This is a genomic window from Paraburkholderia sp. (assembly GCF_026225065.1).
GTDB lineage: Bacteria > Pseudomonadota > Gammaproteobacteria > Burkholderiales > Burkholderiaceae > Paraburkholderia.
Map to the genome: position 1 here is coordinate 1 of NZ_JAMFSB010000211.1, position 23,915 is coordinate 23,915.

The 23,915-nt window shown below is 61.5% G+C and carries 19 protein-coding genes and 2 pseudogenes; 10 read left to right on the plus strand and 11 right to left on the minus strand.

The annotated features are described in order from the left end of the window. Nucleotides 1-196: 196 nt before the first annotated feature. From M0954_RS15575 to M0954_RS15585, 3 genes and pseudogenes are all read right to left on the minus strand, one after another. The gene (locus M0954_RS15575; RefSeq protein WP_297354150.1) at nt 197-541 is read right to left on the minus strand and encodes a hypothetical protein; all 345 of its coding nucleotides are present in this window, start codon (nt 539-541) and stop codon (nt 197-199) included. 137 nt (nt 542-678) lie between these two features. Next, the gene (locus M0954_RS15580) at nt 679-2,268 is read right to left on the minus strand and encodes a tannase/feruloyl esterase family alpha/beta hydrolase (RefSeq protein ID WP_297354152.1); all 1,590 of its coding nucleotides are present in this window, start codon (nt 2,266-2,268) and stop codon (nt 679-681) included. A 128-nt stretch (nt 2,269-2,396) separates the two neighbouring features. Next, nucleotides 2,397-3,504, minus strand: a pseudogene (locus M0954_RS15585) (OpgC domain-containing protein). 276 nt (nt 3,505-3,780) lie between these two features. Between M0954_RS15585 and M0954_RS15590 the strand changes: the two are divergent. From M0954_RS15590 to M0954_RS15600, 3 genes are all read left to right on the plus strand, one after another. Further along, nucleotides 3,781-5,295 (plus strand): ATPase domain-containing protein, encoded by a 1,515-nt coding sequence (locus tag M0954_RS15590; protein ID WP_297354154.1) that lies wholly within the window; start codon nt 3,781-3,783, stop codon nt 5,293-5,295. A 7-nt stretch (nt 5,296-5,302) separates the two neighbouring features. After that, nucleotides 5,303-6,982 carry a response regulator gene (locus M0954_RS15595; protein WP_122154029.1) on the plus strand — a complete coding sequence of 560 codons (1,680 nt, stop codon included), beginning with the start codon at nt 5,303-5,305 and terminating at the stop codon, nt 6,980-6,982. 256 nt (nt 6,983-7,238) lie between these two features. Further along, nucleotides 7,239-8,597: an MFS transporter gene (locus tag M0954_RS15600; RefSeq protein ID WP_123384489.1), complete on the plus strand. Its 1,359-nt coding sequence runs from the start codon at nt 7,239-7,241 to the stop codon at nt 8,595-8,597. Between the two features lie 102 nt (nt 8,598-8,699). Here M0954_RS15600 and M0954_RS15605 read toward each other — a convergent pair whose 3' ends face one another. Then, nucleotides 8,700-9,209: a dihydrofolate reductase gene (locus tag M0954_RS15605; RefSeq protein WP_297354156.1), complete on the minus strand. Its 510-nt coding sequence runs from the start codon at nt 9,207-9,209 to the stop codon at nt 8,700-8,702. An 84-nt stretch (nt 9,210-9,293) separates the two neighbouring features. Here M0954_RS15605 and M0954_RS15610 point away from each other — a divergent pair, with 84 nt between their 5' ends. Together M0954_RS15610 and M0954_RS15615 are read left to right on the plus strand one after the other, a co-directional pair. Next, entirely contained in the window at nt 9,294-9,857 is a 564-nt protein-coding gene (locus M0954_RS15610; protein WP_122154032.1) for a GNAT family N-acetyltransferase, read from the plus strand. A 207-nt stretch (nt 9,858-10,064) separates the two neighbouring features. Next, nucleotides 10,065-10,793: pseudogene (locus M0954_RS15615) on the plus strand (FadR/GntR family transcriptional regulator). 70 nt (nt 10,794-10,863) lie between these two features. Here the strand turns inward: M0954_RS15615 and M0954_RS15620 are convergent. Beyond that, nucleotides 10,864-12,606 (minus strand): IlvD/Edd family dehydratase, encoded by a 1,743-nt coding sequence (locus M0954_RS15620; protein WP_297354158.1) that lies wholly within the window; start codon nt 12,604-12,606, stop codon nt 10,864-10,866. A 347-nt stretch (nt 12,607-12,953) separates the two neighbouring features. Between M0954_RS15620 and M0954_RS15625 the strand changes: the two genes are divergently transcribed. The 4 genes from M0954_RS15625 (at nt 12,954) to aspS (ending at nt 17,385) form a co-directional block, all read left to right on the plus strand. Continuing rightward, nucleotides 12,954-14,051, plus strand: a complete 1,098-nt coding sequence (locus M0954_RS15625) for a sugar ABC transporter substrate-binding protein (RefSeq protein ID WP_122154035.1) — start codon at nt 12,954-12,956, stop codon at nt 14,049-14,051. Continuing rightward, a complete protein-coding gene (locus M0954_RS15630) occupies nt 14,051-15,040 on the plus strand; it encodes an ABC transporter permease (RefSeq protein WP_297354160.1) in 990 nt (329 codons plus the stop codon). The genes M0954_RS15625 and M0954_RS15630 overlap by 1 nt, the downstream gene beginning before the upstream one ends. A gap of 12 nt (nt 15,041-15,052) precedes the next feature. Next, nucleotides 15,053-15,823: an ATP-binding cassette domain-containing protein gene (locus M0954_RS15635; protein WP_122154037.1), complete on the plus strand. Its 771-nt coding sequence runs from the start codon at nt 15,053-15,055 to the stop codon at nt 15,821-15,823. Between the two features lie 290 nt (nt 15,824-16,113). Further along, complete coding sequence (gene aspS / locus M0954_RS15640) at nt 16,114-17,385, plus strand: aspartate--tRNA(Asn) ligase (RefSeq protein WP_297354162.1); 1,272 nt, start codon at nt 16,114-16,116, stop codon at nt 17,383-17,385. Between the two features lie 140 nt (nt 17,386-17,525). Here aspS and M0954_RS15645 read toward each other — a convergent pair whose 3' ends face one another. The 3 genes from M0954_RS15645 to M0954_RS15655 form a co-directional block, all read right to left on the minus strand. After that, nucleotides 17,526-18,644 (minus strand): peptidase, encoded by a 1,119-nt coding sequence (locus M0954_RS15645; protein WP_123384484.1) that lies wholly within the window; start codon nt 18,642-18,644, stop codon nt 17,526-17,528. A gap of 2 nt (nt 18,645-18,646) precedes the next feature. After that, entirely contained in the window at nt 18,647-19,531 is an 885-nt protein-coding gene (locus M0954_RS15650) for a GyrI-like domain-containing protein (protein WP_297354164.1), read from the minus strand. Nucleotides 19,532-19,705: 174 nt separating this feature from the next. Continuing rightward, entirely contained in the window at nt 19,706-20,239 is a 534-nt protein-coding gene (locus tag M0954_RS15655) for a low molecular weight phosphatase family protein (protein WP_133891260.1), read from the minus strand. A 259-nt stretch (nt 20,240-20,498) separates the two neighbouring features. On the opposite strand from M0954_RS15655, the gene M0954_RS15660 reads away from it, so the two are divergent. Then, nucleotides 20,499-20,765 carry a hypothetical protein gene (locus M0954_RS15660; RefSeq protein WP_122154041.1) on the plus strand — a complete coding sequence of 89 codons (267 nt, stop codon included), beginning with the start codon at nt 20,499-20,501 and terminating at the stop codon, nt 20,763-20,765. Nucleotides 20,766-20,893: 128 nt separating this feature from the next. Here M0954_RS15660 and M0954_RS15665 read toward each other — a convergent pair whose 3' ends face one another. From M0954_RS15665 to M0954_RS15675, 3 genes are all read right to left on the minus strand, one after another. After that, on the minus strand, nt 20,894-21,628 hold the full coding sequence (locus M0954_RS15665; protein ID WP_297354166.1) for a response regulator: 735 nt from the start codon (nt 21,626-21,628) through the stop codon (nt 20,894-20,896). 338 nt (nt 21,629-21,966) lie between these two features. Further along, nucleotides 21,967-23,436 (minus strand): ribonuclease G, encoded by a 1,470-nt coding sequence (rng, locus tag M0954_RS15670; RefSeq protein ID WP_122154043.1) that lies wholly within the window; start codon nt 23,434-23,436, stop codon nt 21,967-21,969. A 9-nt stretch (nt 23,437-23,445) separates the two neighbouring features. Further along, the coding region (locus M0954_RS15675; RefSeq protein ID WP_297354168.1) for a nucleoside triphosphate pyrophosphatase at nt 23,446-23,915 on the minus strand (470 nt) is incomplete at its 5' end.

Sequence of the window (23,915 nt, forward strand, 5' to 3'; positions counted from 1 at the left end):
GATTCGCATTCAGCGCGTGATGGGCTACACGGCGGTCACCTTCGCGGTGTCGCTCGTAATTTACGGTGTTGCGCTCTGGCTGATTCCGTAAGACGCTGAGTCATGAGCCCGCGCGCCCGCCGTTGCCACGTGCATGCGCATGCACGGCAACGGTGCGTGCGGTTCGCGCTGAAACTTCAGTGAGATCAGACGAAACTCAAACGGACGGCGCCACCATCAAAATGGCGATGACTTCGCCGGCCGTGGCAATCGCCACGGCGGCTTCGACCGGGTTGGTATTAAGAAACGTCCACAGGTCGATATCGTCGCGGAACTGATTCCAGGTGCCGAAAAATCCCAGCGAGAGAATCAGTCCGAACAGCAGGCTGGCGCCCAATGTAATGGACAGCCATTTGTCCTGACTCAGGAGATTTGCCGCGAACGAAAAGGCAGCGAGACAGACGACCTGGCCGGCCAGAACGATGAGCGTACCGGGATGGTACTGGATGCCTTTATACGTAAACGAACGCGACAGGCGTGAGCGTTCATAGCGGTTGCCCATGGTCTTTCCTTGCGAGTCCCAGCTCGCCAAACGCGCGGTAATGATGTTAACGGTACGCCCAAATTCAATGAAGTCAAGGCGCGCCGGCTCAGGGTAAGCGAGTGAGGATACCTACGGAATCCTGTCACGCCATGCGCTCACGGTTCGGCGCAGACAAAGCTGCTTGCGCGATTGATATTGCCCTTGCCGATATAGCGCGGAAACGTCGGATACCGGCATACCGGACGCGTGCGCCCGTTAGTGGCCAAGGCGATATCCGTCGCCGTCAGCGTTTCCGGCGCTACGCCGTGCGTGACCCAGTTGTCGAGTGCGCCGAGCAGGTCGACCGACGGAATGAACACGCCATTGCCGTGCTGATAACCCGGCACCATGTAGAGGCGCATGAACGCGTTGACCTTGTCGTTGCCAAAACGCGTGTTCAGCGCTTCGTAGTACGCAATGGTCTGGTTTGGGCTGATGACCTCATCCGCGAGGCCCTGCAGCGTGATCAGTTTGCCGCCATGCGCGATGTAGCGCGACAGGTCGGTGTCCATCGCGCCGATCGTTTCCGAAAGCGCGAATAACTGCTGCCGGTAGCGGCCCGGATGCAGCGGATCGAAGTTCAACGAATTGAACTTCGCATCCTGAGTGACGAAGTAGCGCACGTAACTGTCGCCCTGGGTGAACATGTAGCCGTTCGCAACAAAAGTAGGCAGAGGCAGGCGCACGGGATCGTGTCCAAGACCGAGTCCGCTGGTGAAACGCGTGCCCTCGAACACGTTGTAGCCAACGTACCGGTTCGCGTTCCACGCGAGCGGGTAGGGCAGGGAGAGGCCGTCGGTGAGCACGCGCAGCGTCGCGATCTGCGCTTGCGTCAGGCACACGTCGTTGTCGCCGGACGACGCGACCGGCATGGACGGCGTGGATGGCGGGCAGCGCAACGAATCGATGATCTCCTGCTCGTGCTGGCGACATCCCTGCACGTCGCTGACGATGCCGTCGGCGGCGCCGTCGAGTTTGTCGCAGATCTCCAGCGAGCGTTGATAGACCCGCTCGAGCATCGCAGGGGACAGGTAGCCACCCGGCGTGCCGTACTCGGCGTGTCCGAGCATCACGCCCAGCAGGCGGACGCCGGAAAAATTCAGCGCGGGTGAATTGGCGATCACGCCGTCGTAGTCGTCGGCAAAACGCTGCATGACCGTGTAGCCTTCGCGCCCGCCGGTCGAGCCGCCCGCAAAGTACATCTTCTCGGGCGATCGGCCGTACGCGCGCTTGATGAGCTCAAGCACGGCGTCGTGGGTTTTCTTCAGATGTGCGTAACCGAAATTGATCACGGCTTCGTTGACGAGGCCGAAGTTGGCCAGCGCGGAATTGCCGGTGTGACCGGAGTCGTCGCCGAAGGTCGCATAGCCTTCCGCGAGCGGCGCATGAATCGGCGAGAACGGCATCACGCCGGTGCCGCTCACCACCACGCCGTCATATCCGCCACCACCGATCTGAAGCGCGCGGCCGTTCCAGTTGACCGGCAGGTTCAGATCGAAGTGGATATCGGGTGTACTCGCGTCGAGGCCCAGGATGCTGCCTGTGAGCCGGCAGAATTCGCCGCTCTGGTTGCCCGAGGCGGTAGCGGGAACCATGACGGCGCTGTCGATCCGCGCGCCGCGGGTCGGCAAGGCGATCACCTGGGCAGGCAGGGCGCTGCCGGTGAGCGCCGCGCATTGTGCGGCGAGCGCGCCTTTGGATGACAAGGCGGCTGCGTCGATAGGCCTGAGGAGAAGGAGCGCCGCGCAGAGCAGCGCGGCCACCGCGTGCGGTGCCTTGACGGTTGCGGCGCGGGTGGCTCTGGCGACGCATGCGACCCGTGCGACCGCCGCGCTCATCTGCACCCGGCGCCGGTTACGGCGGGGCGCGACGAATCGCCTTTCCAGCCGCTCCAGCCGCGTGCGATGACGAGCATCGCGGTGATCGCAACGAGGTCGCCGCTGAGCGCCACGAGCTTGCCGGAGACACCGTGAAAGGCGTGCGGCGTAGCCGTATCGACGATCAGGGATACCAGCGTGCCGGTCACGAAACAGACGAGCCCCGTGCGGCCGACACGCACGACGGCCGGCAAGCGTTCCGCGATCCACGCGATGCTGCCAAGGCGTACTAGGCGGGTCGTCAGCCACAGAATGGCGAGAAAGTTGATCACGCGATCCACCGAGAGATTCTGTTTATACGTGCCGGGCAGCGGCTGCGTCAGCACGAAGAGTTTGACCGCGGCGAAGGCAAGCACTGCGGCGAGGCCGGCACGCACCAGCCAGCGCGCCGTGTTCGACGTATGGAAGGCTTCGCTCAACGGATGCAGGCGGCACACGATGCCGAGCACGAACATCAGTTGCCATGCAAACGGATTGAAAGCCCAATCGCTCACGTCGTCAATACTGAAGAACGCCGCCAGCGGCCGCGCGGCAGCCCAGACGGCCACGCTCAGCAGCAGTGCCGTGATAGCCGAACGGCGCGCGAGCGGCACGATGAGCGGCACGCACAACGAGAACATCACGTACATCGGCAAGACCACTCGAGAGATACGGCTGGCGTCGCAACACAAGGATATAGAACGCTTCGCGCAGCGGGTGGCTGGCGAACGGCGGCCAACCGGTCAATGTGACCATCGGCGGGTTCAGGTGAGACAACGCCAGCAGCGCGCCGGACAGCAGCGTCAACACGGCAGTCAGCAGATACGCACGGTAGATCTCCCAGCAGCGTTTGACAAAACGCATCTGCGCTGCGCCCGGACCGCGGCGCGTGAGCACCGCCGTATAGGCTGCGGCCGACGCGTAGCCGCCAAGAAACACGAACACCTCGGCCGAGTCGCAAAACGCGTAGGCGTGCAGCATCAGATGCGACAACGCGCTGCCGGGAATGTGATCCAGCACGATGACGATCAGCACGATCCCGCGGAAGAAGTCCACTTCGATCGAGCGTCCGCTTCCTGATTCCATGGAGTTCCCTGGGAGGCGAAGGCGGCTGGAACAGCCGGGGTTTTCGCTTGTAAGAAACACCCTAGGAAGGAACGTTCCCGGTCACAGGCCGCGCCACGCCCGATGGGTTCACAACACTGATTTTGCCTTTTCGGAGCGGGGGTTGCAGGCCTGGCCGGCCCGCTTGGCCCGCAATTTGCTCGGTTTGTCCCGCCGGCCGGCGGAACGAACGCCTTTGCTGAGGCTCACCCGGGCGGCACATCTTCAATAATCACGTCAAACCATGACGTCACAACCATGACGCAGAATAAGGCTAACGAGCGCGCTGCGCGATTATCTACAGGGATCGACGGGATCGACGACATCCTCGGTGGGGGCTTTACGCCGCACCGGATGTACCTCGTCGAGGGCGCACCGGGCACGGGTAAAACCACCCTGGCGTTGCAGTTTTTACTGAGAGGCGCCGCTGAGGGGCAGAGGGGTCTCTACATCACGCTGTCCGAGACGAAGTCGGAACTGATCTCGGTCGCGGCCAGTCACGGCTGGGATGTCAGCCAGTTCAAGATCGTCGAACTACTCTCGGACGAGGGGCTCGATCCACGCTACGAGCAGACCGTCTTGCAGCCCGCTGAAGTCGAACTGGGAGAGACCGTACGCGACGTTATCCAGCAGGTGGATGAACTCAGGCCTGTACGTATCGTGCTGGATAGTTTGTCGGAATTGCGGCTGCTGTCGCAGAACCCGTTGCGCTACCGGCGGCAGATTCTGGCGCTGAAGCGTTACCTGGCTACCCGCGAATGCACGGTGCTGCTGCTCGACGACAATACGGCGGAGCCCGGCGATCTGCAACTGCACAGCATCGCGCACGGCGTGATCAGTCTGGACAGCATGGCGCACGACTACGGCGGCAACCGGCGCCGTCTGCGGATCGCCAAGATGCGCGGTATCAAGTTTCGCGAGGGCTATCACGACTTCTCGCTCGATACCGGCGGCATCAAGGTCTATCCACGTCTGGTCGCGGCCGAGCACCATGCGCAGTTCGATTCGCATGCGCTCAGCACGGGCAACGAGCGCTTGAATACGCTGCTCGGCGGCGGCCTGATTCCGGGCACCAGCGCGCTCATGATCGGGCCGTCCGGTGTCGGCAAGACCACGACGGTGGTGTCGTGCCTGATCGCGGCGCTAGAGCGCGGCGAGCTCTGCGTCTACTACCTGTTCGACGAGACGCTCAGCACGCTGCTGCTACGCTGCACGAACCTGGGCATGGACCTGCAATCGCATATCGAAGCGGGCTTGCTGACCGTGCGCCAGATCGATCCGGCGGAACTCTCGCCAGGGGAGTTTGCCGCCGACGTGCGCGATGCTGTCGAGAACCGCGGCATGAAGTATGTCGCGATCGACAGTCTCAACGCTTATCTGCAGGCGATGCCGGGCGAGCGCTATCTGCTGCTGCAGATGCACGAACTGCTTGGTTATCTGAACCAGAAGGGCGCCATCACGCTGCTGGTGCTGGGTCAGCACGGCATCATCGGCGAGGTGCAGAACGATATCGACATCAGCTACCTGAGCGATGTGGTGGTGTTGTTCCGCTACTTCGAGCATGGGGGCGAGGTGTTGACCGCGATCGCTGCGGTCAAGAGCCGCGCGAATGCGCACGAACGCTCGATTCGCCAGTTCCGCCTCGGCGACGACGGCGTCGAGATAGGCGAGGCATTGCGCGACTTCGATGGCGTGCTGACCGGCTTGCCTTCCTATAAGGGCGGTACCGCCCTGTTGGCCACTACGGAAAATGTTATCGCTCGTGCCGGCTAATCAATCCATGGAGCGTCGCGTCCTGATTCTGGCCCCGTTCGGCCGCGACGCTGATGTGATTTCCGAGTTGCTGACGAGGGACGGCCGCTCTTGCGTCCAGTGTGCCAACGCGCATGCACTGACGGCCGAGTTGGGCAATGGGGCGGCGACGGCGCTGATCACCGAAGAAGCGCTCGCCGGCGAGCAGGCCGCAGCGTTGTTCGACTGGCTGGAAAGCCAGCCCGCGTGGTCCGACTTTCCCATCATCCTGCTCGCGAGCAACAGGGTGTCGCGGCGCTCGGCGCAAAGCCTCGAGGTGCTCGAGCGGCTCGGCAATGTGGTCGTGCTGGAGCGGCCCTTGAACTCCGAAACGCTGCGCCGGGCCGTGACCTCGTCGTTGCGCGCGCGCGTCCGGCAGTACGATTCGCGCCGGCATCTCGACGAGTCGCGCCAGCATCTTGCGCAACGCATCGAAGCCCAGGACGCCCTGGTTCAGCTCAACGATTCGCTCGAAGGCCGGATTGCAGCGCGCACGCACGAGCTTGCGTCTGCGAACAACCGCTTGATGAAGGAGATTCACGAGCGCGCCAAGGTGCAGGCGGTGCTGGTCCAGTCGCAGAAGATGGAAGCGTTAGGTCAACTGACGGGTGGCATCGCGCACGACTTCAATAACCTGCTCAACGTCATCATGGTGAACGCGGAGTTGATCGCGCGCGTGAGCGCCGATGAGCGCGTGCGTACCATGGCCGCGACCGCAAAGCGCGCCACCGAGCGCGGTGCGAAACTCACGGGCCAGTTGCTGACCTTTTCCCGCACCAGTAATTTCGATCTGAAAGCGGTGGACGTAGTGGCCCTGCTGCATGGCATGCGCGACATCATCACGGTCTCGCTCGGCTCGACGATCCAGTTCATCACTCACTTCGATGCTGAGGAGTTGTGGACCGAGGCGGATGCCAATCAGCTCGAACTGGCCATTCTCAACCTCGCCATCAATGCGCGCGATGCGATGCCGGGCGGCGGCAAACTCGATGTGCGGGTCGGTCTGCGCGCGGCACCGGATCCCACGCTTGCGGACGGCAGCTATGTCGTTGCCGAGTTCAGCGATACCGGCACAGGAATTCCAGTAGACGTCATTTCGCGCGTGTTCGATCCGTTCTTTACCACCAAGCCGATCGGCAAAGGTACTGGGCTCGGCTTGAGCCAGGTGTATGGGATTGCTCGCCAGGCCGGCGGCACGGCGCGTATCGAGAGCGAAGAAGGCCGGGGCACCATGGTGCAACTCTGGCTGCCGATGCGCGAGCGTGTCGTGTCGGAGTCCGAAGCAGTCTCCGCGGTCGAGCAGAAGGTGGAGGGCATCAAGCGGATTCTGGTCGTCGAGGACGACACCGAGGTTCGAGGCATGCTCGTCGACTCGCTCAAGATGCTCGGCTATGTGGTCACCGAAGCGCCGGATGGCAGGGCGGGTCTCGGGCGGCTTGCGGGCGACAAGCCCGATCTGCTGATGGTCGACTTTGCGATGCCCGGGATGAATGGCATTGACGTGATTTCTGCGGCTCGCAAGGTGCGAGATGACCTTCCTGTCATTCTCGCGACAGGATACGCCGACGTCGACATTTCGCGTCTGGCGGTACGGCGTTGCAGTATTTTGCGCAAACCCTTCCAGCTCGACGAACTGGCGCGAACGGTACGGCTCAGTCTGATCGGATAGCGGGGGCGCCGGCAACCGCTGTGGCCTTTGCGGCCGGCACATTAGGGTTTCCTCTGCCTGCTTAATTGTGTGCCGGTGTGCGATTGTGCTGGGTGGCGCCGATCGATGCGGTCGACGCCGGTTGCGTCGAGGCGCGCGTTCGGCAAAACAGAATTCCCTTTGCCGGTGCCGATCGGGCGACTACTCTTTGGCTACCTGGGCGGATTGCCGCTCAAGCGTCGGTGACCCGCATCGAGTTTCGTGAAGGGGAGCATTCATGGAGATTGAGACCCGTACTCTAGCGCGCGTGACAGCGCGGCTAGTACCGTTTCTGGTCGTCTGTTATTTCGTCGCTTATCTGGATCGCGTCAACGTCGGTTTTGCCGCGCTTCAAATGAACAAGGATCTGGGCCTGTCTTCGAGCGCATTCGGCTTCGGCGCCGGGATCTTTTTCATTGCCTACTTTTTCTTCGAAGTGCCGTCGAACCTATTGTTGGAGAAATTCGGCGCGCGGCGCTGGATTGCGCGGATCATGTTCACGTGGGGCATCCTCGCGGGCGCGATGGCCTTCATACCGGACCTTGCCAAGTACACCGGCATGTCCCCCGCTCACGTGTTCTACACGTTGCGCGTCCTGCTTGGCATCGCCGAAGCCGGGTTTTTCCCAGGCATCATCTTTCTGCTGACGCTCTGGTTTCCCGCCATGTATCGCGCCCGTGTGGTCGGCTATTTTATGGCGGCGATTCCGCTGTCCACGGTGATCGGCTCGCCGGTTTCCGGCGCCTTGCTCGGTCTGAATGGTATGGGCGGCATGGCAGGGTGGCAGTGGGTGTATCTGCTCGAGGCGGCGCCCGCTTTGGTGCTGTCGATCGTGGTGTTCTTCTATCTGACCGACCAGCCTGCCAAGGCCACCTGGCTCAAGGACGAAGAGCGCGACTGGCTCGTCACGCGGCTCGCTCAGGAGCGCACCAAGCGCGAGGCCGTGCGCAGTTTCAGCGTGCGCGAAGCGTTGTTCAACCCGCGCGTGCTGGCAATCGCATTGATCTATTTTGGTGCAAACGCAACCAATTACGGTCTGAGCTTTTTCTTGCCGCAGATCGTCAAGGCATTTGGCCTCACCAACCTGCAGACGGGTTTTGTGACCTCGTTGCCGTATGCGGTCGGCGTGATCAGCATGATCTTCTGGGGCCGGCGTTCGGATCGCAAACTCGAACGCAAGTGGCACGTGGCGATTGCGCTGCTGGTGGCCGCGGGTGGGATCGGCGCAGCGGCGGGGCTGGATAACCCCGTGTTGAAGATGGCCGCGCTGTCGATTGCGGGCTTCGGCATCTTCGGTTGTCTGCCGATCATCTGGACGCTGCCGGCGGCGTTTCTGTCGGGCGCAGCGGCTGCGGCCGGTATTGCCACGGTGAACTCGCTTGGCAATCTGGCGGGCTTCTTTGGACCGTATGCGATGGGCTGGATCAAGGATAGTACCGGCGGCTTCGGCGCGGGCCTGCTGTGTCTCTCTGGGGCCGGACTGGTGGGTGTGGCGGCGGTGCTGCTGCTGCATCACGACACGGCGCTGGAGCACGAACCGGGAGCGGGTACGCTAGCGACACCGGCCGCGGCGAGTGAGGCGGGGCATCACGTTTAGGGTTTGGCAAGCGGCTGCGCGGGTACCTTGCTCAGGTGCCTGACGCAGGCACCTGAGCAAGGTACTGACTTGACAGGTAGGTGCTTTGATTCGGCACCTTGGTCAGGTGCTTTGATCTGCGCCACGACGCATGCGCTGATAAGTCAGGAACGTGTAAGCCGGTTCAGCACTGACCTCCACCCGCTCGATACATTCGAAGTCGGCCGGCAACTCTGGAAACACCGCGTCGCCGATCGGCTCTACTGCGACTTCCGTCAGGTAGAGCGTGTCCGCATACGGCAAGAACAGCCTGTAGATCTGTTCGCCACCCGCAATGAAAATTTCCGTGCGTGCATCGTTCGCGATGGTCTTGGCCGCTTCATCGAGCGAGCGGCATGTCGATACGCGTTCTGCCTCGATCACCAGCGAGCCGATCACGAGCACATCGCGCTTCGGAAGCGGCCTGCCGATCGACTCATAGGTGCGCCGCCCCATCACCACCAGATGTCCCTCGGTCAGTTCGCGAAAGCGTCGTTGTTCTCCGGGCGCTTTCCATGGAATATCGTTGGCCGCGCCAATTACCCGATTCCTCGCCATCGCCGCCACCATCGAAATTCGTTTGCCATGTAGCATGGTTGTTTCCCGTCATCTGGACAGGGCTTCATTTTAGCGGTCGCGTCGTGCTAAGTTGTGAGCGCCATTCATACGGGAGTGCCGATGGAGTACCGGGTTGAGCTATTGACCGAGCGCCTGCACCTGCGCCGCGCCAGAAAGGGCGATGCGGCCGCGCTGTTTCGCAACTACACCGGCAGTCAGGCGTGTTCGCGCTTTCTGCAACGTCGCGCCCATTCCGATGCTGCACGCACCCAGTCCATGCTCAGTGACTGGTGCGATGCGGCCTGGAAGCGGGACGATAAGGCATCGTTCGCATGGGTCATCAGCACACGCGAACAGGAAGAGGCGGTTGGACTCTTTGTCGTCATTCCGCAGGGACACAAGACCGAGATTCATTATGGAATCGGTGAGCGTTTCTGGGGGCAGGGACTGGTGGCCGAGGCAGGGCTTGCTGCGTTGTCTGCGCTCTGGCGAAACCCGGCCACCCAGCGCATCTGGACGGTTTGCGATCCTGAGAACACGGGTTCGAGGCGCGTGCTCGAAAAACTTGGTTTGCAGTGCGAAGGCACGTTGAAGAAATGGCTGGTGCTGCCCGCGTTTGGCGAAGAAGCGAGGGATTGCCTCGTCTTCTCCACGACGTCGCGCCCCGCAGGCGAGCCGGCGTAAGACCGCGTATCCGGCCCGGTGGCCACAAGTCGTCTGAAGCCTGATCTGCGGCGTAAATACGGTCTGCCTGCGTGTTATGCTTGGATGCGCCCCGCACGCGCTACCGGCAATCCTGCGAGATGCGCTATGGCTACGGGGCTGGAGTCGTCTCACGCGCTGCATTGGCCGCGCCACGATCAAAACAAGCACGGCCCACTTTCTCTTCATATGGATTATCGTCATCTGCAACAACGCAAGAGCCTGCACGGACGCATCGTGCAGGAACTCGGCATCTTTATCGTCAGCGGCAAGGTTCAGCCGGGACAGCGCTTGCCTGCCGAAGCCGAGTTGTGCGAACGCTATGGCGTGAGCCGTCCGGTGCTGCGCGAGGCAACACGGGTGCTGGTGGCCAAGGGACTGGTGGTGTCGAAGCCGCGCGTGGGCAGCATTGTGAGGCCGCGTGAAGAATGGCACATGCTCGACCCCGACGTGCTGTACTGGACGCTCAGCAGCGTGCCTGAAGGCGAGTTTTTCCGCTCGCTGCTCACCGTGCGCCGCGTCATCGAGCCGGCCGCTGCCGCCTTGGCCGCGACTGCAGCGACTAGCGAAGATATGGAGCGCATCGCCTCCGCTTACTAAAACATGGCGCACGCACCCACCGCCAACGCGTTGCTCGAGCCGGACCTCGAATTTCATCGCGCCATCATGGCGGCCACGCACAACGACCTGCTTGCGCATATCGGCAATATGCTGTCGCTCGCGCTCTCGGAATCGATCAAGCTGACGAGCCGTCACCCGGACACGCACGCGCTGTCATTGCCGCGGCACAAGGCGATTCTCACGGCGATCCAGAGCCGCGATCCGCTCGGTGCGCGGCAGGCGAGCCTCGTTCAGCTCGAAAACGCGAGTGCGGATGCCGAGAGCATCCTCGAAGTGGGAAGTGGGCACGCGGCCTGAATCTGCGAGTGGCTTTCTCCGTTAACGCTTTCGGCAACGGGCGCATCTGCGCCTCTTCGCGCCCGCATGCTCAATGTGAATGCCGCGGCACCTCCGCACCGCGGCATCCCACCAGGAAGTCGAAGTCGCACCCCTGGTCCGCCTGCAAGACGTGTTCAACGTACAGGTTCCGGTAGCCGCTTGCGTCGGCGGGGACGGGTTGCATGGCCTGCTTCCATTCTTCGAGGCGCGCCGCCAGTTCGGCGTCGCTAACATCCAGATGTAGCCGCCCGGCGTGGCAGTCCATCTCGATCCAGTCGCCATCACGCACCACGGCGAGTGGACCGCCGGCACGCGCCTCGGGGGCCACGTGCAACACCACTGTGCCGTAGGCCGTTCCGCTCATGCGTGCATCGGACAAACGCACCATGTCTGTGACACCTTGTGCGAGCAGCTTCGGCGGCAGGCCCATGTTGCCCACTTCGGCCATGCCCGGATAACCCTTTGGTCCGCAATTCTTCATGACGAGCACGGAGTCCGCGGTGACGTCGAGGTCGGGGTCGCCGATGCGTGCCTTGTAGTCTTCGAAACTTTCGAACACAACGGCACGGCCGCGGTGCTTGAGCAGGGACGGCGTAGCAGCGGACGGTTTTAGCACCGCGCCGTTCGGCGCAAGGTTACCGCGCAGCACGCAGAGTCCACCGTCGGCGACGAGCGGCTTGTCGAGCGGACGAATCACTTCGTCGTTATAAAGCGGGGCGTCTTTGCAGTTGTCCCAGAGTGTCTCGCCGTTGGCGGTCAGCGCGGTGGGATGCGGCAGCAGGTTCGCCTCGCCGAGGCGCCGTATGACTGCGGGCAGACCACCGGCGTAATAGAACTCCTCCATCAGGAAGCGGCCCGACGGCTGCAGATCGACGAGCGTCGGCGTGCCGCGTCCGACGCGAGTCCAGTCGTCGAGTTCGAGGTTCACGCCAATGCGCCCGGCAATCGCCTTCAGATGGATCGCCGCATTGGTGGAGCCGCCGATCGCCGCGTTCACGCGGATTGCGTTCTCAAACGCTTCACGCGTCAGCAGCTTCGACAGACGCAGGTCTTCAAGCGCCATCTCGACGATCCGCATGCCCGACATATGAGCGAGCACGTAGCGGCGCGCATCCACTGCAGGAATTGCAGCGTTATGTGGCAACGTCACACCAAGCGCTTCGGCCATGCAGGCCATCGTCGAGGCGGTACCCATCGTATTGCAGGTGCCCGCCGAGCGCGACATACCAGCTTCCGCGGACATGAATTCATGCAGCGAGATCTTGCCCGCCTTGACCTGCTCGCTCAGTTGCCAGACGACAGTGCCAGAGCCGATATCGCGCCCGTGATGCTTGCCGTTAAGCATCGGGCCGCCGGTTACCGCAATGGCGGGCACATCGCAGCTGGAGGCGCCCATCAGAAGCGCGGGGGTGGTCCTGTCGCAGCCGACCAGCAAAACCACCGCATCGATCGGATTGCCGCGGATCGATTCCTCGACGTCCATGCTCGCGAGATTGCGCGTGAACATCGCGGTCGGGCGCAGGTTCGATTCGCCACTTGAGAAGACGGGGAATTCAACCGGGAAGCCGCCGGCTTCGAACACCCCGCGCTTCACATGTTCTGCGAGCTTGCGGAAGTGCGCGTTGCACGGCGTCAGTTCGGACCACGTATTACAGATGCCGATGATCGGCTTGCCTTGAAACTCGTGATCGGGGATCCCCTGGTTCTTCATCCAGCTTCGGTACATGAAGCCGTTCTTGTCGGCTGTGCCGAACCATTGGGCTGAACGTAGCGTGCGTTTGGCTTCCGTCATCGGGCTGTCTCCTTTGTCTTTGACGATAGTAATACTATTTCTGCCGCATGGAGTATCGGTGTCTGTCTGGCGTTCAGGATGCGCAAACTTTGGGTTTGGGCCGAGCACGAAGTGCCGGCCATTGTTTAGCGCAGCGCACGCGGGGGAATAGTCCGACTAGTTAAGGGTATACATCGATTATGGGGTGCTGGCACGTGATATAGGATTTTCCGTGGACCTTGATGCGGAACCTCATGCGCTTGAGCAAGCGGGTTTCGTTGTACGTGGTAGTGCCCGGCAAAGGCGCTTTCCCGGCCGGCGTCGTCATGAACAGTGCGTGTTGAACAACTGAGAGACGGGAGACTGATATGGCCGAGGAGCGGGAAGACCAGAAGGGTGAAGCACGGGGCGAAGTAGTACAAACCACGCGACGTGGTTTGCTGCAAGGCGCGGGACTGGCAGCAGCGATGGCAATGCTTGGCGGTGTGTCGACGCCGGCATTCGCAGCTGAAGGGTCGCCGTTCCCTTCGCACAAGAAGTGGAAGATTGTCTTTGTTAATCACGTCACAACCAATCCGTTCTTTGTACCGACCCAGTACGGTATTGAGGATGCCTGTGGATTGTTGGGAATGGATTATCAATGGACCGGTTCGGCGAACGCCGACGTCGGCGAGATGGTCAATGCGATGAACGCAGCGATTGCCGCGAAGGCCGATGCTATCGCGGTGCCGATCGTCGATCCCAAGGCGTTTGATGGGCCGATCCAGAAAGCGCTCGACGCAGGTATTCCGGTGTTTGCCTACAACGCGGATGCGCCACGCGGCAGCACCAACCCACGGCTCGCGTACATTGGCCAGGACCTGTACCTGTCGGGCTATCAGATGGGCGAGCGCATCGCCAGCCTGGTCGATAGCGGGACCGTCGCGCTCTTTATCGCCACACCGGGGCAGCTCAACATCCAGCCCCGGCTGGACGGCGCGGCAGACGCGATCAAGAAGTCCGGCAAGAAGATCGACGTGCAGACGATTGCAACGGGCGCCACGGTCAACGAAGAACTCTCGAAGATCAAGTCGTTCTATCTTGGGCACCAGGATGTGAAGGGTATGTTCGCCGTCGACGCGGGCAGCACGCAAGGTGTGGCTGAGGTGATGAAGGAATCGAACCTGCCGGCCAAGGGTGTGCATGGTGGTGGTTTTGACCTGCTGCCGCGCACAGTGCAGTTGATTCATGACGGCTTCCTCGACTTCACGATTGATCAGCAGCCCTACGTGCAAGGCTTTTATACCGTGGTGGAAGCGTTTACGTTCCTTGCCTCGGGTGGCCTCGTCGGACCGGCCAACGTCAACTCTGGCCTGAAGTTCGTCACCAAGGGCACGGTCGATCCGTATCTGAACACCGAAACGCGTTACGAAGGCAAGAGCACCAAGCCGCAAATCGTGCCGCATAGCGGTGGGATCAAGTCGTAATGTCATCTGTGACAGACGCGACGAAATCCAGTGGTCGCGCCGGGCGCTGGCCTGGCGCGATCGGACGCTCCAGCGAGATTCGCATTCTGGCGGTCGCGCTGATTCTGGCCGCCTACTTCGAAATCGCGAATCACGATTTTCTGCTGACCAGCGCCAGCCTCGAAAACCTGTCGCAGTTCATCGCGCCAGTGGCGATTATCGCGTGCGGCGAAATCATGTTGATGATCGGCGGCGAGATCGATCTCTCTGCTGGCATGGTGTTCGCCTTTGCACCGTTCATCATGCATTTTGTGCACGAGGCGGGAGCGCCGACATGGATCGCGCTGATCGTGGGCGTGGTGGCTGCCGGCGTGGTGGGGCTTATCAACGGTGCGGTCACGGTTTATCTGCGCATTCCCTCGTTCGTGACAACGCTTGGCACGCTGTTCTTCATTAATGGTCTCACGCTGACGATCTCGCGCGGCACGCCGGTGTCCACACCGGAAGGCGAAGGTTTCGCCTCCTTCATGGGCGCCTGGGGGTATAGCGAGATCATCTGGACCATCGGGATCGCGATGATCATGCATGTGCTTTTGCGCAATACGCGCTGGGGCTTGCATACGATTGCGTCCGGAGCGAATCCATTAGGTTCGAGCGAAGCGGGTATCAACGTGAAGCGGCTGAAACTCGGCAACTTCATTATCGCGGCGGTGCTGGCGGGCTTTACTGGGATTCTCGAAGGCTTTCGCATTACCTCGATCGATCCGCAGGCCGGTGGCAACCAGATCATGTTCCTCGCGGTGGCTGCAGCGGTGATCGGCGGCACGCCCCTCGCGGGCGGGTCTGGCACGATCATCGGCGGCCTGATCGGCGCAGCGGTGCTGGGCATTCTGAACGACGGCTTCACGCTGATCGGTATCAACGCCTTCACCTTCAACATGATTCTCGGCGCTGCGATTCTCGGCGCGATGATCTTCAACATCCACGTCGTGCGTCTCGCGCGTAAGTAAGGGAGAGTCGTGATGTCCGAAGTGGCGTATGCGCTGCGCGGCGAAGAGATCGTCAAGCGCTTCGGTGCGGTTACCGCGCTTGATGGCGTGTCGTTGACCCTCAAGCAGGGAGAAATTCTCGGCGTGCTGGGCGATAACGGTGCGGGAAAATCGACGCTGATCAAGATACTCACCGGCTTTCACCAGCAGACCTCCGGCAAGCTCTTTATTGGCGGCGAAGAAACGTTGCTGCGCTCGGTGGATCATGCGCGCGCGCTCGGCATCGAATGCGTCTATCAGGACCTGGCGCTGGCGAATTCGCTGAGCATTTATCACAACATGTTCCTGAACCGCGAGATCATCTATCCGGGTCCATTCCGCCTGTTGAACAACCGTGCGATGCGTAACCGCGCGGCGGAATGTCTCGAAGAGATCGGCGTGCGGATCCCTTCAGTCGACTTGCCGGTCGAGCAGCTTTCCGGCGGGCAGCGGCAGGCCATTGCCGTGGCGCGGGCTGTGAACTCCAATGCGAAGATCCTCCTGCTCGACGAGCCGCTTGCCGCGATGGGCGCGCGCGAAGCCGGCCTGATTATCGATCTCGTGTTGCGCCTGAAGGAGAAGGGCGGCCTCTCGATAGTGATGATCATGCACAACTACGCGCAGACGCTCGATATCGCAGACCGCGTCATGCTGATGCAGCGTGGCCGCGTCACGTACGAGAAGGAAGCGGCCAGCACCTCGGTCGCAGAGTTGATGGATATCGTGCGGCGGGAGTACCGGGCCATGCGTGCGGCCGAGCAGTGAGCTGCGTGGCCGCTTTGCGCTTTTGCCAAAACTTTGTTACCTTAGCTGCGGTCGGCCCGTTCTTCGCACCTGAATCTGGCGAAGGCAAGCCGATATTCGATCCGCTCCGTTGACTATTTTTCTCCAGACCATGTGCCGTTTTAGCCGTCTCAGCCTGAATAATAATTTGTCGCCTTTGGGTGACAGGAGATTATTTGTCTGTTGAAAAATAAGCACCGTCAAGCCAAAGGCACTCACGAAACTGAGTGCCTTTTTTTATTTCCGCGCGCTTTTCATCAAGGCAGAAGACCATGAGGACCTTAGTTGAAGACCTGAAGCACCATGTGGGTGAAGTCGCCACGCTGTATCTCACGTTGGACGTGCTGAGGGACCAGAAAAACCTGCAGTTCCTGCTGGCCCATGACGCGACCGGGACGATTCAACTCGTCGTCGACAAGTCTTCTGTCGCGGAGCATCCGCAAGTGGGGCAGTTGCTGACGGGGTCGACTTTCGCCGTCACGGGGCTGATTATGGCCGCGGCGCAAAGCAAGACCTACGGCGTGGAAATTCAGGTGCAGTCCGTCGAGATTTTTTCCAAAGCGCAGGCTTATCCGGTTACCGAGGCGAGCAGTGTCGATCTGCGCTTTAACTATCGTGTGGTGGACCTGAAGGCGCCGAAGTGGCAACTGATGCTGCGCCTGCGCAGTGCGTTCGAATTTGCATGTCGCGAGTTCGCCTTGACCCGGGGCTTCACCGAACTGCACACCCCGAAGCTGATGGGCAACGCCAGCGAAAGCGGTGCCCAGGTGTTTCGTGTCGGCTACTTCGAGACGCAGGCGTTTCTCGCTCAATCGCCGCAGTTCTACAAGCAGATGGGGATTGCGTCGGGTCTCGAAGGGGTCTTCGAGATCGGGCCCGTGTTCAGAGCAGAGGAAAGCCGCAGCAGCCGACATATGACCGAGTTCACCGGCCTGGATGTCGAATTCGCCTGGGCTTTCGAAACGGCTCAGGTCATGGCGTTCGAGGAGCAGATGCTGAGCTACGCGTTTGCGAAACTCGAACCGTTCGCGGAGGACGTTAAAGCGCTATTTGGCGTCGACCTGCCGCTTGCGCCGAGCGTCAGATACCTCACGCTGAGCGAAGCCAAGGAGATTCTCTCGGCCCACGGTATGAGTCTTGGCCCGGCGCAAGACCTGCCGGACGAAGGCGAGAGCATGCTGTACAAGGTGCTGGGTAGCGACCTTATCTTCGTGAGCGACTATCCAATCGCCAAGCGTCCCTTCTATCATGCGTGGGACCGCGAACAGGGCACCACGAAGAGCTTCGATCTGATTTTCAAAGGGATTGAGATTACGACCGGAGCGGTGCGCGAGCACCGGTACGAGGCGCTATGTGAGCAGGCTACCGAGAAGGGCGTCGAACTGGCTTCGATCACGCATTACCTCGATAACTTTCGTTACGGGTGTCCGCCTCACGGTGGCTTGGGCCTGGGCGTCGACCGGGTTGTCGCCAGGCTACTGGGGCTGTCGAACGTGAAGGAAGCGGCGTTCGTGCCGCGGGACCCGGAGCGCCTAGTGCCGTAACAGCAGCGTGAAGCATATGTTCCCCATCGGGCATATGCTTCGTTATGCGAACAGATTTGTCGTGTTGCCCGGAAGGCATAAACCGGATCGAAGCGACTGTACGGACGACGCGGACGATGCCGTGGTGATGTCGTTCAGCGTCATGGTGTTTTGGCGGGCAACGTGTCCTTGAAGAACGCAAGCGCCCGTTCGACTGTCTGTGCATGGACGGCGTCACGGTCCACTCCCGGCCCGTCGTTGCAGAGTGCGGCAGCCTGATCAGCCATTGCCGGTATGCACGTATCCAGGAAGGTGTTATGCAGGGCCCCCGGCACCATGCTGACTTTCGCACTTGGCATCAGGCTGGCGATGCGCTGAATGTTGGTCGCAATCGGGGCGATTGGATCGTCGGTGCCCGCCGTCAGCGAGATGGGAATATCGACGCCAGCGAAGGCGTCCGTGCCGAAAGCCTCGCCCAGGGCCGGAGCGATCGCGAACACGGCCTTGATGCGTGCGTCCCGATAGGAGTCGCCGGAGCGCGCCATGGATGCGATTGTCGCAGGCGAGAAGGTCGTCGGCATTACCGGGCCGCCAGGAAGACGCTTCATCTCGGGCGGATGGCAGATGGCGTCGGCAGCGGGCGACGTGCAGAAGTCCTGGAATCGTCTGAGGTCTGTTCGCGCGCCGGCTAGTTCGAGTACGGTGTAGCCGCCGAGCGAAAAACCCACCGCGCCGATGCGGGCCGTGTCGACGCGTGGGCCCAGTACCGGATCGGCGAGCACGCCGTCGAGCACTTCGCTCAGGTCGGTGGCACGCTCCCACCACAGCAGAAAGCCATCCAGGGTCACTGGTTCAAGTGCGTTATTGCCCGGATGATTGACGCCGGCCACGATATAACCGTTCGCGGCGAGCGCGGAGGCGAGCCAGTCGAGAGTCTCGGCGGTCCCCCCAGTGCCGTGCGACAACACCAGAAGCGGGTATCTGGCGTGAGCCGGCGACAACGGCGCGCCGCTCGCGGAAGGGTGCGCCTGGAACGGCGAATCACCCATCGCATGAGGCGTCTCAGGTATGGCAGCGTCGACCGGATACCAGATCCTTGTCACGAGCGCTTCGGTCTGCGCACCGCGCCAATTGCGCGCAACGTCGGGGTGAAAGACACGCGCAGCGGCACCGACGTGATAGGGCACAGCGCCGCCGCTATCTGCGGCGAGAGCGGCGGTGCTTTCGCATGCAGCAACGAGGACAACTAACTTGAGGGCGGAGAGAAACGGGCGAAGCATGGTCAGTCCTTGCGGATGGGGATCATGAGGTCGGTGACGTATTCGTGCTGCCTGTCGGGCGCGGGCCGGCTGCGATAGAACTCGAGAGCGGGCCGGTCGTCGGGTTCGTAGCCGCTGTGCGGCAGCCAGCCGCCAAATAGCGCCCGAAAGGTCGGTGCGATCAGCCCATAAGGACCCACGAGCCGGTGGGTCGCGTACAGACCGCCCTCGATTCGGACGGCTTCGACCTGGTCGCTCGCCTCCATTGCCGAGGTTGGAACGATGCCGGCGAGGTAGCGGAAATCGCTATCCTCCTCGGGGTCACCTGTACTCATGCCGATCGTGCCTTGAGCCAGCGCCCAGTTTGCGCTGCAACCCAGCATCTGCCATAGCGTCCTGAAGGTCTGGCTGATGGTGGCGGCGGGGCCCTCATGACGCAGACAAAGCAGATCGAGCGGCGCGAGTTCGACGAGTTCGACGAGCTCGTCGAACGGTACGTCGGCATGCGTGGCAGAAGCATCATCGGCGGCGGCCTCAAGTCCGTCTGCAAGTGATGCAGTCAGGCGTCGCTGGCGCGTCTGGAAGGCGCTTGGGCTGACGCCCGTGAAGCCGCGAAAAGCTCTCGCGAACGCTTGCGGGCTGTCGTAGCCGACATCTCCCGCGACGGTGGTCACCGAATCGTCCGCCACGGTCAGGCGGTGGGCCGCCCGCGCGAGTCGCACTCGCTGAACGGTCTCGACGATGCTTTCGCCGGTCAGGGCGCGGTAGATCCGGTGGAAGTGGTACGGCGACAGATGCGCGACCGCGGCGAGGCTCTCCACGCTGTGGGGCGCGCCTGGGTCTGCCAGGATCGCCTCGATGACGCGGGCGATCCGCCGGTGGTAATCGCGTTCGGTGCTGGGCTTCATGATGGCCGTAGCATAGTCCGTCCGCTGCCTGATGGTGGTGCAGAGCTTGCTGATTTTTATCCACACAAACCGTTCATAAGGCTGTGGACAATTCGCGGGCAAGCGGTGCAAGTGGCTGAAACGAATGAATTTGTGCAGTGCGCGACCACAGTGTGCAGTTGACCGGCCGCCGCCTCAGCCAGGACAGACGATGTCGCGCTCGCGCGAGACCGGTTCGTCCGCGATGGCGGCCGGTGTCTCGGGCACGGCGGACGACGCCTCAGACAACGCATACCGCGGCAACTCCATGAACAGCGTGACCCGCCGCACGATCTGCCAGAAGACCTTTTCGAACGACCGGGCGCGTTCCGCCGGCGTCATCCCTTCCGCCAGAGGGTCCGCAAACTCCCAGCTGACGAACAGCGGTTTGCCTGGAAACTGCGGCGCATGGTATTCGGCGACGCGCTCGTCCAGCGCGACGATCAGATCCATGTGCGGCGCCCATTCGCCGGTGAACTCGAGCCAGCTCTTGGGATTGAGCACCCCGAGCTCGGAGATGCCCGGGCGCAACTGCGCGATCGCCAGCGCATGAACCCGTGCAGCGGGATCGGATCCGGCGCTGAATACCTCGAACCGATGGCCCGCCAGCTCGCGCAGCAGAGCCTCCGCAATGATGCTGCGCGCTGAGTTCTCTCGACAGAGAAACAGCACCTTATATTTTCTGGTCACCCTCTTTGCCCCGTTGCCTGTATTTTCATTGTGACCGGGATTTTGCCAATCGAGTCTTGCACTTATGTGACACTACAATGACTGGTAAGGCAGGCTCGCTTCGACTGGCGCTGCATCGAAGCTGTCTTCCCGGGTTTGCTGTCGTTGCTATTTTTTCTGCTGTTCCGCTCTCGTGGTTCATTCGAGCCGCTTCTCCGAGCGCGGGCAGCAGCCCGCTAACGCTCGGAAAGCACTTAAACCGTATTCGGTGAACCATCCCATGCCAGACATCTCGGCAAAGCCGGCTCGGCCGCCGGAGGCGATCGAAAACGATTTCACGGATCTGATGGCCTCGAGGCTACCCATTACCGTAGCACGAGAAAAATTCGAACGGCTATGGGATGAAGCGAATTCCATAGCCGCGCGACTCGTTTCCTCGGAGCAGGGCAAACCGTATCTTGTGCTGCTCAGGCGCATGCACGAAGCCTTCGAGAATCACTATCGCGGGATGCCGCGGCGCAATCCGGCAGGCGGCCGGCTTCACTGAGGGGCTAGTGGATCTGCCCGGCTTCTGCGTTTCGTCTTGTGGATGAGGAAAAAACGGCGAGGTCGCGTTGCGCCAATCCTAAGGGTTACTAAGGTTTTTTGAATCCGACGACTGCGATGCCTTTGACCCTAGGCGTATTCCCGCTGCGGCACATGTTGCTCGCCGTCCGGAACGAACACGTAGCCGCGACCGCGGACGGTTTGAATCAGGCGAGGCGAGGACGGATTGGTTTCGAGAATCTGCCGCAGACGCCAGACCTGAACGTCGACGCCGCGATCGGTATGCTCGTCTTGGGGACCGTACAGCAGGTCGATCAGGCGCTCGCGGGTGAGCGTGCGCATTGCATGATTGATGAAAACCTTGAGCATGGCGAATTCGGTGGCCGACAGGATCTGTGAGCGGTCTGCGGCTTTCAGCGTGCGAGACTCGAAATCGAGCGTGAAGCGGCCGAAGCGGAACGGTTCGCGGTGTTCCAGCGCAGCGGGTGACGACGATACGCGACGCCGCCGCAAGATGGCCTCGACGCGTGCGATCAGTTCGCGTGGGTTGAACGGCTTGCCGATGTAGTCGTCCGCTCCCATTTCGAGCCCGACGATCCGGTCGATGTCATCGGAACGTCCGGTCAGCAGAATCACGGGGATATCGTCGCCTGAGGCTCGTAGGCGGCCCAGCGCGGTTAGCCCATCCACGCCCGGCATCAACACGTCGAGGACGATCACATCCGGGCGATCGCGTTCGAGCCATTGTTGCAGCGCGCCCGCATCGTGCAACGTCGAGATTTCGATGCCCTGGCGTCCCAGATAGTCGCATAGCAGGGTGCGCAGCTCTGGGTCGTCGTCAATGAGGAGGATTCGAGTGGTCATGGCGTTTGGGGCGTGCTGGGTTGGCTGGCGCGTCGACTTGCAGGAGCGCCTTTGATGCTTAAACGGTGGGGAACGTGGAATCCGTCGCCAGGAAGCGACTTTTTTTAGGCGGCGTGTGGGCGGGGAATATTCGGGGAGAGGCAGGGATTTCTGACAAAACGCTTTCTTCGCGCCAACGCCTTGAGATGGGCGCGGCGACCATTCGTCGTGCGACGGCGGTGCATCCGCTGAGCGATCTGCAGATTAGCGAGAGGGGGAGCCAGCGGCACGCGTGAACGTGATGATGCGATGGGCGTTAAGCGGAGCCTGCGAGGCACACGCCCCGCATCGGCTCGGTCCTACATCAGCACGATATCGTACTGCTCCTGACTCAAATTCGACTCCACCTGCAACGACACCGGCTTGCCGATAAAATCGATCAGCATTGCCAAATGCTGCGACTCCTCCTCGAGGAATAGATCAATCACCTCCTGCGAAGCCACCACTCTAAACTCACGCGGATTGAACTGCCGCGACTCACGCAGAATCTCGCGCAGCACGTCATAGCAAACGGTACGAGCCGTCTTAACCTGCCCCTTACCCTGACACACCGGACACGGTTCACACAAAACATGCGCCAGCGACTCCCGCGTCCGCTTCCGCGTCATCTCCACTAACCCAAGCTGCGAAAACCCATTCACCGTCACCCGCGTGCGATCGCGTGACAACGCTTTCTTCAACTCCCCCAACACCTGGTCACGATGCTCGACGTTCTCCATGTCGATGAAGTCGATGATGATCACGCCTCCCAGATTGCGCAACCGCAGTTGCCGCGCAATCGTATGAGCCGCCTCGAGGTTAGTCTTGAAGATCGTATCGTCGAAATTCCGCGCGCCGACATATCCGCCAGTATTCACGTCGATGGTCGTCATCGCTTCGGTCTGATCGATGACGAGATACCCGCCCGACTTCAGATCCACTCGCCGCGACAACGCCCGCTGAATTTCGGTCTCGATGTTGTACAGATCGTAGAGCGGCCGTTCACCCGCGTAGTGATGCAGCTTCGATGACACCGCAGGCGTAAACTCCGCCGCGAAATCGGACAGCATCTGGAACGTCTCGCGCGAATCGACCTGGATGCGCGAGGTCTCGTCGTTCACAAAATCGCGCAGCACGCGTTGAGCCAGATTCAGATCCTGATACAGCAGGCTCGTCGGCGGCATGCGTTGACCCTGCGAAAGGATCGTCGTCCACGTCTTGCGCAAATACGCCACGTCGCCGGCCAGTTCCTCGCTGGTGGAGTCCTCGGCAATCGTACGCACGATATAGCCGCCTTTCTCGTCAGCGGGCAGCACGGCAGTCAGACGTGCGCGAATCGCTTCGCGTTCGGCTTCGCTTTCGATCTTCTGCGAAATCCCGATATGCGGTTCCTGCGGCAGATAAACGAGTGTGCGTCCGGCGATGCTGACCTGAGTGGACAGCCGCGCGCCCTTGGTGCCGATCGGATCTTTGACGACCTGAACCATCAAGGTCTGGCCTTCGAAGACGATCTTCTCGATCGGCTGATGCGGTGCCTGATGCTGAGGTTCGCCGGCGAGGCGCGGATGCCAGATGTCGGCCACGTGCAGGAACGCTGCGCGCTCAAGGCCGATGTCGATAAAGGCAGATTGCATGCCCGGCAACACGCGAACCACCTTGCCGAGATAGACGTTGCCGACGCGTCCGCGCGACAGTGTGCGTTCGACGTGAAGTTCCTGGACGGCGCCTTGCTGGACCAGCGCGACGCGCGTTTCCTGCGGCGTGACATTGATCAGGATTTCTTCATTCATGGTGTTGTTCTAGAAGTCGATGCGCGCCGCACGCAGGAGTGCAGCGGTTTCAAAAAGAGGCAAACCCATGATACCTGAATAGGACCCTTCGATACGTTCGATAAACTCCGCGGCACGGCCTTGCACGCCGTACGCTCCTGCCTTGCCAAACGGCTCGCCGCTGTCCACATAGTGTTGCAGGGCGCCCGCTTGCACTGCAGCAAAACGCACGCGCGATACCGACAACGCGGCCGGCAGCAGCGCTCCGTTCGCATCGACGACAGCTAGCGCTGTCAGCACCTCGTGTTCGCGTCCGGCGAGGCGCGTGAGCATGGCGAGCGCATCGTTTGCATCGGTGGGCTTGCCGAGGATCGCGTCATCGATCGTGACCGTTGTGTCCGCAACCAGGATCGGCGCAGACATATGACCGCCCGCGACGAGCCGCGCACGCGCTGCCTGCGCTTTGGCCTGGCACACGCGCACCACGTAGTCGTGCGCGA

Bases quoted from the DNA above. Each gene is read 5' to 3' on its own strand.
- M0954_RS15575 (WP_297354150.1), bottom strand. From the start codon at position 541: ATGGGCAACCGCTATGAACGCTCACGCCTGTCGCGTTCGTTTACGTAT.
- M0954_RS15590 (WP_297354154.1), top strand. From the start codon at position 3,781: ATGACGCAGAATAAGGCTAACGAGCGCGCTGCGCGATTATCTACAGGG.
- M0954_RS15595 (WP_122154029.1), top strand. From the start codon at position 5,303: ATGGAGCGTCGCGTCCTGATTCTGGCCCCGTTCGGCCGCGACGCTGAT.
- M0954_RS15600 (WP_123384489.1), top strand. From the start codon at position 7,239: ATGGAGATTGAGACCCGTACTCTAGCGCGCGTGACAGCGCGGCTAGTA.
- M0954_RS15605 (WP_297354156.1), bottom strand. From the start codon at position 9,209: ATGCTACATGGCAAACGAATTTCGATGGTGGCGGCGATGGCGAGGAAT.
- M0954_RS15610 (WP_122154032.1), top strand. From the start codon at position 9,294: ATGGAGTACCGGGTTGAGCTATTGACCGAGCGCCTGCACCTGCGCCGC.
- M0954_RS15620 (WP_297354158.1), bottom strand. From the start codon at position 12,606: ATGACGGAAGCCAAACGCACGCTACGTTCAGCCCAATGGTTCGGCACA.
- M0954_RS15625 (WP_122154035.1), top strand. From the start codon at position 12,954: ATGGCCGAGGAGCGGGAAGACCAGAAGGGTGAAGCACGGGGCGAAGTA.
- M0954_RS15630 (WP_297354160.1), top strand. From the start codon at position 14,051: ATGTCATCTGTGACAGACGCGACGAAATCCAGTGGTCGCGCCGGGCGC.
- M0954_RS15635 (WP_122154037.1), top strand. From the start codon at position 15,053: ATGTCCGAAGTGGCGTATGCGCTGCGCGGCGAAGAGATCGTCAAGCGC.
- aspS (WP_297354162.1), top strand. From the start codon at position 16,114: ATGAGGACCTTAGTTGAAGACCTGAAGCACCATGTGGGTGAAGTCGCC.
- M0954_RS15645 (WP_123384484.1), bottom strand. From the start codon at position 18,644: ATGCTTCGCCCGTTTCTCTCCGCCCTCAAGTTAGTTGTCCTCGTTGCT.
- M0954_RS15650 (WP_297354164.1), bottom strand. From the start codon at position 19,531: ATGAAGCCCAGCACCGAACGCGATTACCACCGGCGGATCGCCCGCGTC.
- M0954_RS15660 (WP_122154041.1), top strand. From the start codon at position 20,499: ATGCCAGACATCTCGGCAAAGCCGGCTCGGCCGCCGGAGGCGATCGAA.
- M0954_RS15665 (WP_297354166.1), bottom strand. From the start codon at position 21,628: ATGACCACTCGAATCCTCCTCATTGACGACGACCCAGAGCTGCGCACC.
- rng (WP_122154043.1), bottom strand. From the start codon at position 23,436: ATGAATGAAGAAATCCTGATCAATGTCACGCCGCAGGAAACGCGCGTC.